Genomic DNA, 16152 nt, shown 5'->3' with positions numbered 1-16152 from the left:
CGGCATCGTGCGCGGCCACGGCCGGCCGGGCAACAGGCCCTTAACCGACCACTTATCGACGCGGGTGGTCACGATAAGCGCCTGGTTCACAATGCCGGCATGACGCTCACGCAGCTGACCACGTTCGTGATGGTGGCCAAGCTGGGCTCGGTCAAGGCGGCGGCCCGGGCCCTCGCGGTGAGCGAGCCGGCCGTCTCGCAGGCGCTCTCGGCGCTGCGGCACCACCTCAACGACCCGCTGATCGAGCGGGCCGGAACCGGGATGCGGCTGACCCCGGCCGGCAAGCGGCTGCTTCCGGTGGCCACCCAGATGGTCTCGCTCGGCCTGGACGCCGAGGCCGCGGTGCGCACCGGGCAGGGCGCACCCGAGCAGCTCAGACTGGTCGGCAGCAGCACCGTGGCGGAGTTCGTGGCCCCGTTGCTGATCGACACGTTCACCCGGCTGTGCGGCCGGCAGATCGACACCTCGGCCGGGGTCGCGGCCAGCGACGAGATGGCGGCGCTGGTGGAGAACCGGTTCGCCGACGTGGCGATCGGCCCCAACCTGGCCGGGCTCCGGCGCAACGAACTGCAGAGCGTGGCCGTGTTCCGCACCCGGCTGGTGCTGGTGACCTCGCGCACCACCCGGCCGGCCGGACCGCCCGAGGCGTGGCCGTGGCTGGTCGACCAGTACGCCGCCGACCCGCGTGGCGACAGCGGCGCGCTGCTGCACCGGCTGCGGGTGGCCGAGAACCGATTACGGGTCTACCCCAACCAGACCGCGGCCTGGGCCGCCGCCGCGCAGGGCGCCGGGCTCGCCCCCGCCCCGGAACACCTGGTGGCCGAGCAGGTCCGGCGCGGCGAGCTGCGGGTGGTGGACACCCCGGCCACCCCGGTCGAGACCACCTGGTACGCCACCGCCCTGCCGGCCGAGCGCCGCTCCCCGGCCACCGACGCGTTCCTGCACTTCCTCGACACCGCCCCGGCGCTGCGCGCCATGCGCAACCCGGGCGCCGGCGTCCAACCGGCGGCATTCCGGCCGCCGGTGTACGTAACTTTGTGGAGCTAGGTCCCGCGCGGGAACGAACGGCATCGCCGCGACGTCTGTAGGCCGATAATCTTGCGCCCTCCCGCTCACCCTTATTAGGGGGTTCGATGTCGCTGTACGGGGATCCCGACGAGCTGGACCGGATCGCCGGTCAGATCGAGCAACGGGCCGGCCAGGTGCGCGACCGGGGCAGCGAGATGGTCACCCGCGCCGAGGCCATGCAGTGGCGCTCGGTGGCCGCCGACCGCTGCCGGGAGACCGTCGGCGGCGACCGCCGCAACCTCGATGCGGTGGCCGGCCGGCTGGACGAGGCGGCCGCGGCGCTGCGCCAGCACGCCCAGCAGGTCCGCGAGCTGCTGGCGCTGATCAAGCGGATCGAGGAGGCCGTGGTCGGCTGGTTCAACAGCGCGATCGACCGGTTCAACCGGGCCGTGGAGACCTTCCGCAACGCGGTCAGCGACATGGCCGGCGCGGTCGGCGACTTCATCGGCATCGGCGGCGGGGACCCGCCACAGCCGCCCACCCCGCCGTGGCGGAACTGGCCGCATCAGCCCGGCAACCTGCCGATGTCCGGCGACAAGGCCTGGCTCGACGTCGGGCGGTTCATGCAGGGCCAGGGGGTGCTGCGATGACCGCCCCGCACCGGCTGCGCCTGACCGCGGCCGAGTACGCCTACCTGGTGGACCGGCTCGGGCTGTCCATGCCGCCCGGCTGGCAGCCCGACCCGCGGGACCTGCCCCCGGCCGAACCCGCGGACCTGGTCAAGCGCGGGGTGCTCGACGGGGACGGCGAGGTGCACCGCTCGGTGGCGATGAATCTGAAGATCCTGGCCGGGCCCCAGGTCATGCTCGACACCACCGCCACGATCGGCGGGGCCGGCCTGCACAGCCTGCACGCGATCGCCGGCCGGCTGGGCGCGTCGCTGTTCGAGCTCGGCGACGGCGCGGTGGAGCTGTCCCTGTTCGCCGCGTCCGACCTGGGCGGGGAGCTGGTCCGGGCGGTACCCCCGGAGGCCGAGGCGGAGATTCCCGCCGCGCTCGGCGAGACGCGGGACCGGCTGCCGGCCGGCCGGGTGCCGGTGGCCGCGCTGCACGAGCTGGGGATCGCCGAGCTGCTGCGCGGCGCCGACCCGGACGCGCCGGCCGAGGTGCTCGCCGGGCTGGGCCTGGCCCCGGCCGAGGCGCGGCTGGCCACCGAGGTGGCCAGCCGGACCAACGGCGGCCTGGTCTGCCAGGTCACCGCCCGGGTGCGGCAGGACGTGCGCAGCGCGCGGGTCGCCTGGCTGCACGCCGGCGACGGCTGGCTGGGCATGCGGCCGGACACCGGCCGCCGGGTGCTGCTGGAACCGGTCGGCCGCGCCGATCTCGGCGTGTGGGTGGCTCCCTTCGTCGCGGAGGCTGTCACGGAGGGCGAGAGCTGATGACGACTCCCGGACCGGGTGTGACCAACCTGCGGGTCGGCGGAGGCGCCGGCGGCACCGAGGCCAAGCTCGAGGACCTCGCCGCGATGGGCGACCTGACCGATGACGTGGCCGCCGAGACGCTGGGCACGGCCATGTCCTGCCATCGCTACCTGGTCGACCCGAACGTGGTGGCCTCGACCGTGCTCAACCCGGCCGGGGTGGCCCGGTTCGAGGCGGCCATGCTCGGCGCGCTGGACGGGCCGTCCGGCCTGACCGCCACGTCAGCGGCGATCGGGCTGCGCGGGATGGCGCTGCGGGCCAGCGCCGAGGCCTATCACACGATGGACCAGCTCAACACCCGGGCGCTGGACGCGGTCCGGTGGATGGAGGGCGCGGCGGTCACCTCCAGTCCGACGGCCGCGCTGCTCACCGCGCTGGGCGCGGGCGGGGCGATCGCCACCGACGTGTACCTCAACTACGACGGTGACTGGCAGCGTTACCTGGTCGAGCACCCGGGCCTGGTGGACCAGCTGATCGGCATGTCCCCCGGCATGATCAGCTCGCTCGGCCTGCCGGTCGACCTGGCCACGCTGATGGATCTCACCGCCGCCGCGTACCCCGACGGCGAGCCGCGGGTCACCGACAACGGGATCGACGGCTCGGCCGGCACCCCGCCGCACGGGCTGGGCGACATCATGCAGGGCCTGGACCACCGCAACAACACCGATCCCAACATCGACGTGCGCAAGGTGGTCGGGCCGGACGGCCGGGTCTCCTACATCGTGGACATCCCCGGCACCCGGGTGTGGAACCTGCCCGGCCAGGACGGCGGCAGCGCCAACGACTTCGGCACCAACATCGATGCCATGGCCGGCAACGAAACCGTGCTGCAGAAGGGTCTCGAGGACGCCATGCGTCGGGCCGGGATCGGACCGAACGACCCGGTGATGCTGGTCGGCCACAGCCAGGGCGGCATCGTCGCGGCGCGCGCGGCCAACGACTTCACCGCCGCGGGCCAGTTCAACGTGACGCACGTGGTGACCGCCGGCTCGCCCGTCGGCCGCATTCCCGTCCCCGACGGCGTGCAGATGCTCTCCCTGGAGAACAGCGGCGACATCGTGCCGCACCTGGACGCGGCCGAGAACCCCGCCAGCGACAACCGCACCACGGTAAAGTTCGACAACCAGTCCGGCACCGTCGGCGGCAACCACGCGATCGGCGGGAGCTACGTCGACGCCGCCCGCCAACTCGACTCCAGCACCGACCCGTCGGTGCGACGCTTCCGCGACAGCGCCGGGATCTTCATCGGCGGCGTCTCCGTGGAAACCCGCCAGTACACCGTCGAGCGCCGGTAATCGTGTCGATTCTGGGCATATCCGTGTCAAAAGCAACACAGTAGGCGCCGGAAACCAGTCACCCTTTTACCTGACGATACCGGTGGTGCTGTGCTGTCCGGCAGCGCCGCCACATAATCAAACGGCGGCATGGCCGACTGACCCGGCCGCCGGTGTGTTGGGGAGGTGGCTTGTGCCGGAGGCGGCGTCGGCACGACACAGGACGATCCTGCTCGTTGACATGAGTAACTTCACCGATCCGGCACGAACCGCCGCCGACCACGCAGAGATGCACAAGGGCATGTATCAGGTGCTGAGCAAGGCATTCGCCGAATCCGCGATCCCGTGGCGATCGTGCGAGCGGCACGACCGCGGTGACGGAGTCCTCATCCTGATCCCGCCGTCGGTACCCAAGATCAGATTGGTCGACCGGCTGCCCAACCGGTTGGTGGCCGGGCTGCACCGGTTCAACGATCTGCACTCGGTGAAGACGGCCATCCAGCTCCGGGTTGCGTTGCATGCCGGTGACGTACGAACAACCAGGCACGGAGCGGACAGTCCCGCGATCAACTTCGCGGCGCGCATCGTGGATGCGGCTGCCGCGAAGTCCGCTCTTCGCGGGTCCGCCGGCGTGGTCGCCTACATCGCGTCGGACTCGTTCTACCGCGAAGTCATCCTCCAGGACCCGGCGGCGTTTCCGGCGGCGTACCGGCGAATCCCGGTAGAGGTCAAGAACCTGAAGGCCGAAGCCTGGCTGCGGCTGCCGGACGTGCAACCGATGGGCCCGGGGGTAGCCGTCCGCGCGTCGCGGCTCCCGCAGCCCCGGTCCGGAGACGAGGTGCTGGACCTGTGGCCGGCCGCGGTCCTGGAACATCTGCGCGGCCTACTCACCGGAATACCGGTGCGGCATGTGCCAACGGTCGTGCGCAAGGCGGCCGGTCCCACGATACCGATCCCGACCTCGAACGATGCCTGGGAAATCTTCCGCGATCTCACCGACGTCAACGCCCAGCCTGACGGAGTTCCCCCCGCTCTGTACTTCCTGGTGCTGCTGTGCGAGCAGCTCGATCCGGTCGCCAGGGCCCGGCTCACCGAATGGATCGACACCCAGGCCGTCCAGCTGCGGTTGGTGGAAGCGCTGCAAACCCGGCGAAACAACGCCGTTCCGATTCCGCCGGCTCCCCGGCTGCATCTGATGATCGCGCTGGAGCCGGATCGGCTCGACTCCACGCGTTACCACCTGTCGTACTGGCGCCAGGACGATCCGGGCACCTGGCCGCCGACCCGCAGCGAGGGTGGCGTCACCACCGAGGACCGGGTCGAATATGACGTCGATCGGGTGGTGGTCGAAGCCGAGGAAGCGTGGGCTGACCAGAACGCCTCGGTAGCGTTGGAGATCGTGCTGCCGCGGTCGCTGCTGCATCTGCAGGTCCATCTCTGGCGCAAGCACCACGACTCTGGCAGCCCCCGCCCCCTTTGCCTGGACTATCCCATCGTGCTCCGGTCACTCGAGCGCATGAGCTCGCGGCGTTTGCACCGGGCCTGGCGGGATCGTTGGCAATCATTGCAACAGGATCCTTCCGCCGCCCGGGTGCACTATTGCCGTCCTGCGGACACCGACTTTCCGCATCGAATCGATGCGGTCCTGAGTGATCCGGAATGGGTCTCCGCCGTGCTCAGCGCGGCTCCCGGCCCGGAACCGCTGAGCGAAGGCGGGTTTGACGAGCTGACCGCAGCTCTGCATTCAGGTCTGCCGGTCGTGATCTGGCATGCCGAGGCGTCCGGCGCGGATTTGCGGAAAGTTGTCGAGTTGCTCCTCGAAGAGGACGGATTGGCCGACTTACCAACAAGGACGCAGATGTCTCGCCGACGATCATTCATGCAATTGTCCGAAGACACAAACGTCGACATCACCAAGAATCTGGTACTGTTGTGGGACGATCCTACCCGCCTGGTCGTCTTCGGCCGGTCAGCAATGTAGCAGCTGCCGGAGGGGAATCGTGATGAGCGCAAATGATCGCACCGACGGGGACCGACTGGAGTGGCGCGCTCCCCCCGTTGTCACGCCGGACTGGTGGATCTACCGCGGCACGGGGCGACCCATACACGACATTGCCCTGGCCGAACTGCTGCCGCCCCCACCGCCCTGGCGGAAGTTCCGGGGCGGGCCATTGCCGGACACCGACACACCACCCGAGGACGACGGCGACGAGGACCGCCGGCTCGGTGTGGAGTGCCATCTGACCGAGCGCGACGTCGACACCCACGAAGTGAACATGGTGAACGCGGCGCTGTATCTGCGCAGGCCGCTGCTGGTCACCGGACGTCCCGGCACCCGCAAGTCCAGCCTGGCCTGGCAGATCGCCAGGGAGTTACGGCTGGGGCGGGTGCTGCGTTGGCCCATCACCAGCCACACCACGCTGAAGAACGGCCAGTACGGGTACGACGCCATCGGCCGGGCGCAGGCGACCGCCGCCCGCCTGGCCGGCAACACCGGTCCGCCGGCAACGGAACAGTCCGTCGGGGAATTCATCCGGCTCGGCCCACTGGGCACCGCGTTGCTGCCCACCAAGCTGCCCCGGGTGCTTCTCATCGATGAGCTGGACAAGAGCGAGGCAGACCTACCGAATGATCTCCTCGGTGCGCTGGAGGACGGCGAGTTCGTCATTGACGAGCTGGAAAGAATTCGTAGCCGGAGTCGAGAAGTGGAGGTATTCACCTCCGATCCCGGACGAACGGCCGTCATCCGCGATGGCCGGGTGCGTTGTCGCGAATTTCCACTGATCGTCATTACCAGCAATGGCGAGCGGGAATTTCCTGAGGCGTTCCTCCGCCGGTGCCTGCGCCTTGAAATGCGCGATCCGGACGCCAACATGCTCGCGGCCATGGTTGCCAACCATGTGCTCGACGAGCGCGGCGAACACCGGGACCGCCTGGTGGCCGAGTTCGTGGAGCGGAGCGCGACCAGCGGCGGCCTGCCCGCCGATCGCCTGCTCGACGCGGTGTACCTCGCCACCTCGGGCGCCTACAGCGAGAGCGACCCGACCTGGCCGCATCTCATCAACGCCCTGTGGCGCAGGCTCGATCACGACCCGGTGCGGTGACGTGGGCACGACGTCAGACCGGCCGGACCCGGACCGCGAGAGTGCCGACCGCCTAGCAGCCACGGATCTGCATCCGTGGGAACTCGCCGATGCGCTGTGGCTCACAGCCGTCACCGGACCAGGCCCGGAGCCCGGCCCGGCTCAGGCCACGCACCGGATGCCCGCGGACCCGCCAACGCCCCAGCCGGAGCCGGTTGGGGCCGGCGAACGGCCCGATTCAGCGGCTCCGCCGCCCGAGGCTGGACCCGCGACGGGGACCGACCCCGCGCCGGAACAACCCGTCCCCGACGGCCAACCCGCGACATCACCCCTGTTTCGGCTACCCAGCCCGGCCAACCTGTCGGGTAACACCACGGTGCCCGACGCTCTTGGGGTGATTCGGGCGCTACGGCCGCTCAAAAGCACGGTGCGGTCCTGGCGGCCAGACGCCGTGGTTCTGGACGAGGTGGCCACCGCCGAACGCGCGGCCGAGGACGGGCTGTGGTGGCCGGAGATCAGACCCGAGACCGAACGGTTCCTCGACCTGACCCTGGTTGTCGATGACGGCCCCTCGATGGCGTTGTGGCGCCACCGGCTCGCGGCTTTCATCGCCTTGCTGGAACAGGTGGGCGCGTTTCGAACGATCCGGGTCCGGCTGCTCGACACCACCGCGCCCGAATCCGGTCCGGCCGTCCCACCGACGCTTCGCGGCGCCACCGCCGGCGCAGCGGTCAGGAGCCCTTCCGAACTGCTGGATCCTTCCGGCCGCCGAATCGTCATGGTGGTGACCGACGGTGTCGCCCCCTGCTGGCGCCAGGGGCTTGCCGGACCACTGCTGACCGCCTGCGGACAGGTCATGCCGGTCGCCGTGCTCAACCTGCTTCCGCAACGCCTGTGGCAGCGGGTCGGTCTTCCGGTGTATTCCGCCCGGCTGAGAGCGACCAGGAAACTGCAACCGAACAAGCGATGGACCTGGGAACGGTTGGATACCTGGCTTGACGGCGATGCCCCGGATATTGATCACACAGGCATTCCCGTCCCCGTCCTGGAACTGCGGCCCCGCTGGCTGCGGTGGTGGGCCGGACTACTGATGAACACCAATCATCAACGCGTTGGCCCAGTACTGCTTGCGCAAGATGTACCGACGGTCAGCAGTGCCGCGGACGAACCCCTTTCCGAGATATCGCTGGTGCAACAGGTTGACGAATTCCGCGGATCGGCGTCTGCACCGGCATTTCGGCTCGCCACCCTCCTCGCCGCCGTTCCGGTCAGCCTGACCGTCGCCCGGCACCTCCAAGCACAGCTGATTCCGGAAGCCGGCCCAGAACATATCGCGGAGGTTTTCACCAGCGGCCTGCTCCACCCGGTGAACACCCACAGTAAAATGTCCACCTGGGATGCGCTCTCGTTCGATATTCCCAACCCGATAAGAGAAAAACTCCTCGCTGGCTGCCGTCGCTCCGACACCGCCGCAGCCGTTCGCGTGGCTGCGGCCTGCTTCGCCGGCCGGCATCACGGCCTGACTCGTCTGCGGGACGCCATCGCGGAGCCGGACAACGCGCCGGATCCGGACATCGCCACAACGACGCTCAAGGAAGTTCAGCACGAGCAAATCGTCCTGCGCGCCCTGACCGGGCCATATCTCCCGCGCGCCCGCCGGCTTGACGGGCCGACTATTGACTCCCCTGCCACAATGTCGCCTGTGAATCAGACGAGCGCGCCAAGCGAACCGACGGTGGTCCCCGAGGACTCCCGACCGCCGTTGGAGCCCCTGCCGAGCACGTCGGAGACACCCGACCCTTATGCCGGTCCCCCGGCTTCCGCATTGGGTGTTGGAAGGTCGCGCGAGCGGCACGCGGACGAGGTCCCACCCATCTGGGGGAACGTCCCCCCGCGTAACCCAAATTTTACCGGAAGAGCGGACCTGCTCGACAATTTGAGCCAAAGATTGACGGCTGGCGGCACTACCGCCGTGTTGCCTGCCGCATTGCACGGAATGGGCGGAATCGGAAAGACACAGATGGCGGTCGAGTACATCTATCGCCACCTGCGGGATTACGATGTCATCTGGTGGATTCCGGCCGCGGAGCCGACTCAGATCAGGGCCGGGCTCACCGAACTGGCCAGGCAATTGCGACTATCGGGCCATGCCGAAGCCAGCACGGCCGTTCCCGCGGTCCGGGAAGCACTCCGGGTGGGTCAGCCGTTCCGAAGATGGCTCCTGGTCTTCGATGCGGCCGAAAGCCCGGAGACAGTCCGGCCATTCTTTCCCAGCAACGGTCCGGGCGAGATCCTCATCACATCCCGTAATCCCGACTGGGCCGGCATCGCCCGCCCGCTCGAAGTGTCGGTATTCCGCCGCGAGGAAAGCATCGAGTTGCTGCGCCGGCGTGGGCCGGAAATCAGCGACAGCGAAGCCGACCTATTGGCAGAGAAACTGGGCGACCTGCCACTCGCGATCGAGCAGGCCGCCGCCTGGCGCGCCGAGACCGGCATGCAGGTGCAGGAATACCTGCGACTGTTCGACGAGAAGGTCGCCGAGATTCTGGACACCTCCGCGCCGCAGGACTACGAGCTTTCGGTTGCGGCGGCCTGGAACGTATCGTTCGATGAGCTGCTCCGGCGCAACACGGCCGCCCACCACATTCTGCATCTGTGTGCCTTCTTCTCACCTGACCCGATCACGCGCGACCTGTTCACCGGCGTGCGGGGCATCGCCATCTCCCCCGAACTGGATGTCGCGCTCCGGGACCCGATGCAGCTCGCCCGCGCAATCCGGGACATCAACCGGTATGGACTGGCAAAGATCGACCACGGCAACAACACCATTCAGCTGCACCGACTCGTCCAGCTGGTGTTGCGCAACCGGGTCACCTCACCCCAGCTGCAGGCACAGATGCGGCACGGAGCACACCAGCTTCTTGCCAACCTGGACCCGAACGATCCGGAGTCAAGCCGGCATTGGCCGCGCTACCGGGAACTGCTGCCGCATGCCTACGCCGCCGACGTCATCGACTGCGACGACAGCTGGGCCCGTCAACTGGTCATCAACCTCATGCGGTATCTCTTCCAGTGGGGCGACCACGAGGAAGCGACCACGCTCGCCCAGCGCGCTCTGGAGGGGTTCACCGCCAAGCTCGGCCAGTCGCACCCGCAGACGATGGACGTCGCCTCCCGGCTGGGCCTGTACCTCTGGGGGGTTGGCCGGTACGCCGAAGCCGCCGACCTGAACAAACGCACCCTCAAACTGCGCATCGAGGCATCCGGCGAGACCAGCGAAGAGACTCTGAGCGCTCAGGGTCTCGTGGCCATCGATCTGCGGGCCCAGGGCGACTTCGCCGCGTCCCGGAAGCTGACCGAGGAAATCCACGAGAAGGCCCGCAAGCTGTTCGGGCCTGACGATCCGGAAACGCTCAACGCCGCCTACCAGCACGCGCTGAGCCTGCGGTTGTCCGGTGACTACCGGGCCGCGGCCCAGTGGGACGCGGACACGCACCGGAGAAGGATCGAGGTTCTCGGCCTACACCACCCACGAACCCTGAGCGTGTACGGCGCGACGATCGTGGACCGGCGCGAGGCCGGCGAGTACCTGTGGGCCAGGGCCGAGCAGCAGAAGCTCGTCGACATCATGTGGCAGCGGTACGGCGAGGACCATATCGATACCTGGACCACCTCGTTCCTGCTTGCCGTGGCCATCCGCAAGGACGGCGACCACCCGCGTGCACTACCCCTGTCCGGACCCGCGCTACGCCAGTTTCAGATTCGGTACGGCGACGATCACCCCACCACGATGGCGGCCGCGCTCGCGCACTCGATCGACCTTCGGCATTCGGGCGACCTTCGTGCGGCGCGAAAACTGGGCGAGGAGACCTTCGAGCGGTACCGCCGCATCCTGGGCGAGCATCACCCGCACACTCTCGGGGCGATGGTGGACCTGGCCGTGGCGTTGCGGTTGCTCGGTGACACCGCCGGCGCACGGGAACTGGACGAGCGCGCACTGGAACAGCTTCGCGCGAGGGTGGGTCCGGACCACCCCTATGCGGTGGTCGCGGCGATCAATCTGGCCAGTGACCTCATCGATCTTGGCGAGGCCGAGGCGGCGGGCGTCCTCGATGAGGAAAGCGTCGATCGGGCCGGTCGCGTGCTCGGCAACGACCACCCCACGACGATCGCGGCACTGCTCAACCTGAGCATCGACCTGCGCGCCGTTGGCCGGACCAAGGACGCCCAGGCACGTGCAAAGGAAGCCACCGCCACCTATCGCAAAGTTCTCGGCGACAGGCATCCGGCCACCATCGCGGCGGCCGAAGCTGCCCGCGCCAACTGCGACATCGATCCCATGTTGATGTAGCGGCAAATTTCTGTCCCGCCCCCAGGTCAGCCGGCGAACTGCCCGATCCACGCGGCGAGGGCGCGGGGGCTCGGAACCTGCCCGGCCTCGGCCCGCAGAGCACGGTGCACACAGCGGACCAGTTCTGGGTGATGGAGCAGGGCACGCGCCGCGAGGCTGGTTCCCTGCGCGTGCAGCGCGAGACCGAGACCCACCCATGCCGAAGGCAGGTCCGGGTCCGCCGTCAGTTCGGCCTGGTATCCGCGTGCAGCCTCGGCCAGCCTGCCGCTGGCAAGGGCACGATCGGCCGACGACGCCTGCGGTAGCTCCGGGGACAGTTTGAGCCGGTTCGGGTCGGTGACGGTGAGCCGGATCAGGTCCGTACGCGCGTGTGTCCACGCTCCGTCCGGCACCGGAGTCGGCTCCGGATCGTGAGGGAGTACGAATCCGGCAGGACGCGGGTGTCCGGCCAGCCAGGCCCGGGCCAGTTCCCCGACAATGCGGGCCGAGGGCCGCAGGTGCCGAATTCGCCAGCCGGCATAGTGGTCCGCGGCGATCGCATCGGCGAGCCGGACCACGTCCTCGGCTACCGGCTCACGTCGCCACGGGCCTAGTTGGAATGCGATGCCTTCGAGAAATCTGCGGCCCGCCAGGGTCAGGCTCGGGTGGTTGCGAATCTCGGTCAGGACCCGCCAGGTCTGCCCGCGCCAGTAGGCGAACTCGAACGCGGCCCGCCGGGCCAGCGGCCGGTCCTCGACACTGGTGAGGGATCGCCAGAACGCGGTGACCCCGGCGAAGGCGTACAGGCCCTGGATCACGCGCCCGAGCGGGCGCGGATCATCCCGCCACGGCACATAGTGATACTCCCGCGGGTCGTCGTCATCGAGGTCGATCAGGTGCAACACGCCACCGAGCACGATGTGCCGGAACTCGTGGATGAGCGTGGCCGCCAGCTCGATGGCATCCCCTGGGCGGGCGACGATCGCGCTCCCGAAGGCCTCTCCGGTGGACGCGCTGGGGTTGCGGAACGGCACGTTCGGCTTGGGCACGATGGCGTCCAGGCCCGCGGGCAGCGCGTCGGCGAGATCCGGGAGGCGATCAACGACCAGCCGCCAGGCATCCTCGAGGAGCCGCCGCCACGCATCGAACTCCACAGTGGACAGCCGCTGCGCGGGAATCGGCTCGTAGAGGCCCCGGTATGGGTCGACGTCGTCGAGTCGCACCACGAGCCGGTGCGATCCCTCCCGGGCGACAACGGTGCGGACCGGCCACCAGCTTCGCGCTGCCAGGTCCGGCGGATCCGGCAAGCGCACCCGGTCCGCGCCACCACTGACATCCACGCAACCGTTATCGCCGCGAACGTCGGCCGTGGACCATTGGCGGCTACCGGTCAATTGAACGGAACCGAGCGCGGGCAGGATCACCCTTCCCGACCACATCGGAACGGCCATCTGGAAATCGATACCGGACCGGATCGCCACTGTAACCGCGAGAGCATGCAGGTGGCCCAAGTGCACCCATAGCGGAAACACGCCGTCCGTTCCACTGATCAGGAGCCGGGTCGTGTAGCCCAGCCAACTCCCGGTATAGGGATGCGACAGTAGCTCGTTGAAGACGGCCGGTGAACGCGCCTCCGCACGGCAAAGCAACTCCCACGCCTCATCGAATGAGGGCAGTGGACCGGCGGATTCCGGATTCTTACTGGTCCCCTCTACCAGCCCCCAGAGCAGCAGCAGACGCCGGCTCCGTTCCGCCTCACGCAGCCGAAGCACCGTGCCGACGCCGGTCCGCCCCTGGGCGAGCTCGTCGAATTCGTCCCAGGGTAGGCGGTGAAACCCGACCTGATCAGCCGGGTTCACGGGCCTCTTACGCATTGCGCAACCCGTTCGAGTCAATCGATCCGGTCGCCGCCCGTCGCATTGGTGGATTTTGGCACTTTTCGCAGGCGGTTGGTGTGATCTACGACACGGCGGAGTGAGGGGCGGAGGGCGTCGCTGTCCAGTTTTCGTAATTGGTGGAAGGTGACGGTGCTGAGATCGGGGAGTTGGGATTGTATGCAGGTTTCTGTGGAGGTGGTGCTGGTGACCATCGGTTCCCCTCCGAGGTGCGGTGGCCCAGATCTCAATCATGTCTTACGGCCGGGAAATCAGGAAGGGGCTGCCGCGCTCAGCCGTCTACTAGTAGGCCGCGCAACGGGCCCTTGAGCCGGCCGGTGCGGCGGGAGACGCCGGGGAGCAGGGTGAGGCGGTGGGTGCGGGGTTTGCCGGCGCTCTCGAGGTCGGCCTGTTCCTCGGCGATGGGGCGCCAGATGTGGTCGACGACGTGCGCCGGGTCGGTGTCGATCTCGGCGACCGGGCGTTGCAGGTGTTCGGACCACAGGCGCAGCCGGGTGGCTCGGGCCAGGGCGGCGTCGTCGGTGCAGAGGTTGACCTCGGTGTCGTTGAACAGGGAGTGCTCGTTGAGGTTGGCCGAACCAACGGTGAGCCACTCGTCGTCGATGATGCCGGCCTTGGCGTGCACGTAGACCGCGCAGGACCGGTCGCCGTCGTGCGCGGTGAGGGTGGTGGCCAGCAGCCGGCCGGCCCCGGCGTCGGCCTCGACCAGCCGGCTGAGCTGGCCGCGCGTGGTGTCGGAGCCGTTGCTGGGTTTGCGGGGCAGGACGAGCACCACGCGGAACCGGTCGTCCGGCGGGTTGCGCAGCTTGTCGATCAGGATCTCGGCGATCTCCGGCGACCAGAAGAACTGGTTCTCCAGGTAGATCAGCCGGCGGGCCGCGCGCAGCGCCCGAACGTGGGCCGCCAGCAACGAGAAGTCGCCGCGGGGCGCGAAGTCGTAGGTCTTCTCCGGGACCGTGCGGACGAGCTGGGCGGTGCTGGCGCCGGCCGGTTCGGGCACCTCCGGTTCGGGCAGCCGCTCCCCGGCCACCTCGTTCCACCGCTGCCGGAAGTGGCCGGCCACATCGGCGACCACCGGGCCCTCCGCCCGGACCATCAGGTCGTGCCAGCCGAGCGGACGGTCCGGCGGATGCTCGGAGCTGTCGTGCCGGTCGCCTTCCAGCGCGGTGAAGTCCAGCCCGCCGACGAACGCCGAGCGGCCGTCGACGATCACCAGCTTCTCGTGGTGGCAGTGCAGGGTGCGCTCCCGGGAGTCCAGCACGCACCGCACCTCGCTGTCCCGGAGGAACTCTTCCCGCGCGGCCCGGGCCCGGCCCCGGGTCGGCTCGAACACCGGTAACGGCGGGCCGGCCCACAGCAGCACCCGGACCGGCACCCGGCGGGCCGCGTCGCGCAGCAGTTCGCGCAACGTCGGCGCGCCGGGCTCACGGGTGAGCCGGAAGTCGGGGCTCGCGTGCCAGTTGGCGATGTGCACCGACGACCGCGCGCCCTCGATCGCGGCCCGGACCGCCGGCAGGGCCTGCTCGCCGTCGATCAGCACCTCGATCCGGTTGCCCGGCCGGACCTCGGGCCGGGCGGCGAACCACCCGTCGTCGCCGGGCGCGAGCGCGTCTCCCCAACCGAGCCGGCGCAGCCTGCGGGAGTGATGGGTGCACAGCACATGCTCCAGGCCGTCGCCGATGCGCTCGTCCACCTTGTCCAGCAACGACCGAATCGACATTCCCCCATCCCACAGCACATCGCCCCGGCGCGCACGTTGCCGTTACGCTCGGAAACCATTCGGTGCCAATGTGTTGAGGGCGAGAAAGGGGTTTCGCATGCGGTCCGACCTCCTGCGCACACACCTGGGCCTGCACAGCCGCCGGGACGTGCTCGGCATGACCGCCGCGGCCGCGGCCGGCGCGGTGGCCGCCACCGCCGGCACCGGGGTCGCCGGCGCCGACCCGGCGACCGCCGGCGGGCCCGGCGACTTCAGTGACGCGATGTTCACCGCCGACGAGGTGGCCGGCTGGGCCGAGCGCACCGCCCGCCGCTACGGGCGCGGCGACCAGCGCGGCACCTGGAACGAGGTCACCCCGGAGACCACCCGGCGGGCGCTGCGCCTGCTGGAGCGCGGCAACGCGGTCAAGACCTACAACCTGGGCGAGTTGCTCGCCGACAACTTCCCGGCGTTCCCCAGCACCCCGCCCCGGGTGCTCAAGCAGCGCCTGCTGGTGGTCGGCTACCAGCCGCGCGGCGAGTTCGTGCCGGTCGCCGAGTACGACCCGCGCACCCACCCGGAGGCCGGCATCCTGCAGACCGCCACCCCGCTCGGCCCGAACACGTTGTCCTTCCACGAGGAGCGGTTCCCGCACAGCGGCACGTACCAGATCGCCACCCAGCTGGACAACCTCGGTCACATCGGCGTCGGCGAGGTCTACTACAACGGTTTCCGCGGCCCGGACATCGCCACCCCGCGCGGCCTGGCCCGGCTCGGCAACGAGAACCTCGGGCCGATCGTCACCCGCGGCGTCCTCTACGACATCGTCGGACTCAAGCTCGCCACCGGGGCGCGCGGCGACCTGTTCCGCTCGCCGGTGAACAACGAGTGGGTGCTGCGCGACAACTACCGGATCACGCTGGAGGACATGCGGGCCGCGCTGCGCCGGCAGGGCGTGCGCCGCGAGCCCGGCCCCGGCGACGTGGTGGTGTTCCGCACCGGCTGGACGCATCTGCTCAACCGGGCCGCCTTCGACGACCCGGCCGATCCGGCCAACGCCCGGTACCTGGCCGCCGAACCGGGCATCTTCCTGCGCGAGGCCCGGTACCTGGCGTCCCGCCGGGTGGCCGTCGCGGCCAGCGACACCTGGGGGCTGGAGGTGCTCGACCCCGCGGTCACCGGCGGCAACCTGTTCCCGGTGCACCAGGTGCTGATCACCCAGAACGGCGTGCGGATCGGCGAGGCGGTGCGCTCCGAGGACCTGGCGCGCGACGAGGCCTTCGAGTTCGTCTACCTGGTCACGCCGCAGTTCCACACCGGGTCCACCGCCGGCAACACGCCGCCTGCCGCGCTCGCGGTGCCGCGCGGCCGCTGATCGCGCAG

The 16152-nt window shown here is 69.5% G+C and carries 11 protein-coding genes; 8 read left to right on the top strand and 3 right to left on the bottom strand.

From position 1 onward, the window contains the following. The first annotated feature begins 99 nt into the window (after positions 1–99). The 7 genes from VFO68_RS06585 (at position 100) to fxsT (ending at position 11196) form a co-directional block, all read left to right on the top strand. Positions 100–1047 (top strand): LysR family transcriptional regulator, encoded by a 948-nt coding sequence (locus tag VFO68_RS06585; RefSeq protein ID WP_325157264.1) that lies wholly within the window; start codon positions 100–102, stop codon positions 1045–1047. 86 nt (positions 1048–1133) lie between these two features. Further along, complete coding sequence (locus tag VFO68_RS06580) at positions 1134–1658, top strand: hypothetical protein (protein ID WP_325157263.1); 525 nt, start codon at positions 1134–1136, stop codon at positions 1656–1658. After that, a complete protein-coding gene (locus tag VFO68_RS06575; protein ID WP_325157262.1) occupies positions 1655–2446 on the top strand; it encodes a hypothetical protein in 792 nt (263 codons plus the stop codon). Before VFO68_RS06580 ends, VFO68_RS06575 begins: the two co-directional genes overlap by 4 nt. Further along, on the top strand, positions 2446–3783 hold the full coding sequence (locus VFO68_RS06570; protein WP_325157261.1) for an alpha/beta hydrolase: 1338 nt from the start codon (positions 2446–2448) through the stop codon (positions 3781–3783). Before VFO68_RS06575 ends, VFO68_RS06570 begins: the two co-directional genes overlap by 1 nt. 220 nt (positions 3784–4003) lie before the next feature. Then, entirely contained in the window at positions 4004–5743 is a 1740-nt protein-coding gene (locus tag VFO68_RS06565) for a hypothetical protein (protein WP_325157260.1), read from the top strand. A 22-nt stretch (positions 5744–5765) separates the two neighbouring features. Next, complete coding sequence (locus VFO68_RS06560) at positions 5766–6866, top strand: MoxR family ATPase (RefSeq protein ID WP_325157259.1); 1101 nt, start codon at positions 5766–5768, stop codon at positions 6864–6866. 1 nt (position 6867) lies between these two features. Continuing rightward, positions 6868–11196, top strand: a complete 4329-nt coding sequence (fxsT, locus tag VFO68_RS06555; protein WP_414635468.1) for an FxSxx-COOH system tetratricopeptide repeat protein — start codon at positions 6868–6870, stop codon at positions 11194–11196. A 26-nt stretch (positions 11197–11222) separates the two neighbouring features. Here the strand turns inward: fxsT and VFO68_RS06550 are convergent, their stop codons facing one another. The 3 genes from VFO68_RS06550 to VFO68_RS06540 form a co-directional block, all read right to left on the bottom strand. After that, the gene (locus VFO68_RS06550) at positions 11223–13034 is read right to left on the bottom strand and encodes an HEXXH motif domain-containing protein (RefSeq protein ID WP_325157258.1); all 1812 of its coding nucleotides are present in this window, start codon (positions 13032–13034) and stop codon (positions 11223–11225) included. Between the two features lie 32 nt (positions 13035–13066). Next, positions 13067–13264 carry a hypothetical protein gene (locus VFO68_RS06545; RefSeq protein ID WP_325157257.1) on the bottom strand — a complete coding sequence of 66 codons (198 nt, stop codon included), beginning with the start codon at positions 13262–13264 and terminating at the stop codon, positions 13067–13069. Positions 13265–13341: 77 nt separating this feature from the next. Further along, positions 13342–14790 carry a phospholipase D family protein gene (locus tag VFO68_RS06540; protein ID WP_325157256.1) on the bottom strand — a complete coding sequence of 483 codons (1449 nt, stop codon included), beginning with the start codon at positions 14788–14790 and terminating at the stop codon, positions 13342–13344. Positions 14791–14887: 97 nt separating this feature from the next. Here VFO68_RS06540 and VFO68_RS06535 point away from each other — a divergent pair, with 97 nt between their 5' ends. Beyond that, positions 14888–16144, top strand: coding sequence for a cyclase family protein (locus VFO68_RS06535; protein ID WP_325157255.1), 1257 nt, complete (start codon positions 14888–14890; stop codon positions 16142–16144). Positions 16145–16152: the final 8 nt, after the last annotated feature.

The organism is Actinophytocola sp., from assembly GCF_035712165.1.
Classification (GTDB): domain Bacteria; phylum Actinomycetota; class Actinomycetes; order Mycobacteriales; family Pseudonocardiaceae; genus DASYTH01.
This window is presented reverse-complemented; position numbering and strand designations above follow the sequence as displayed.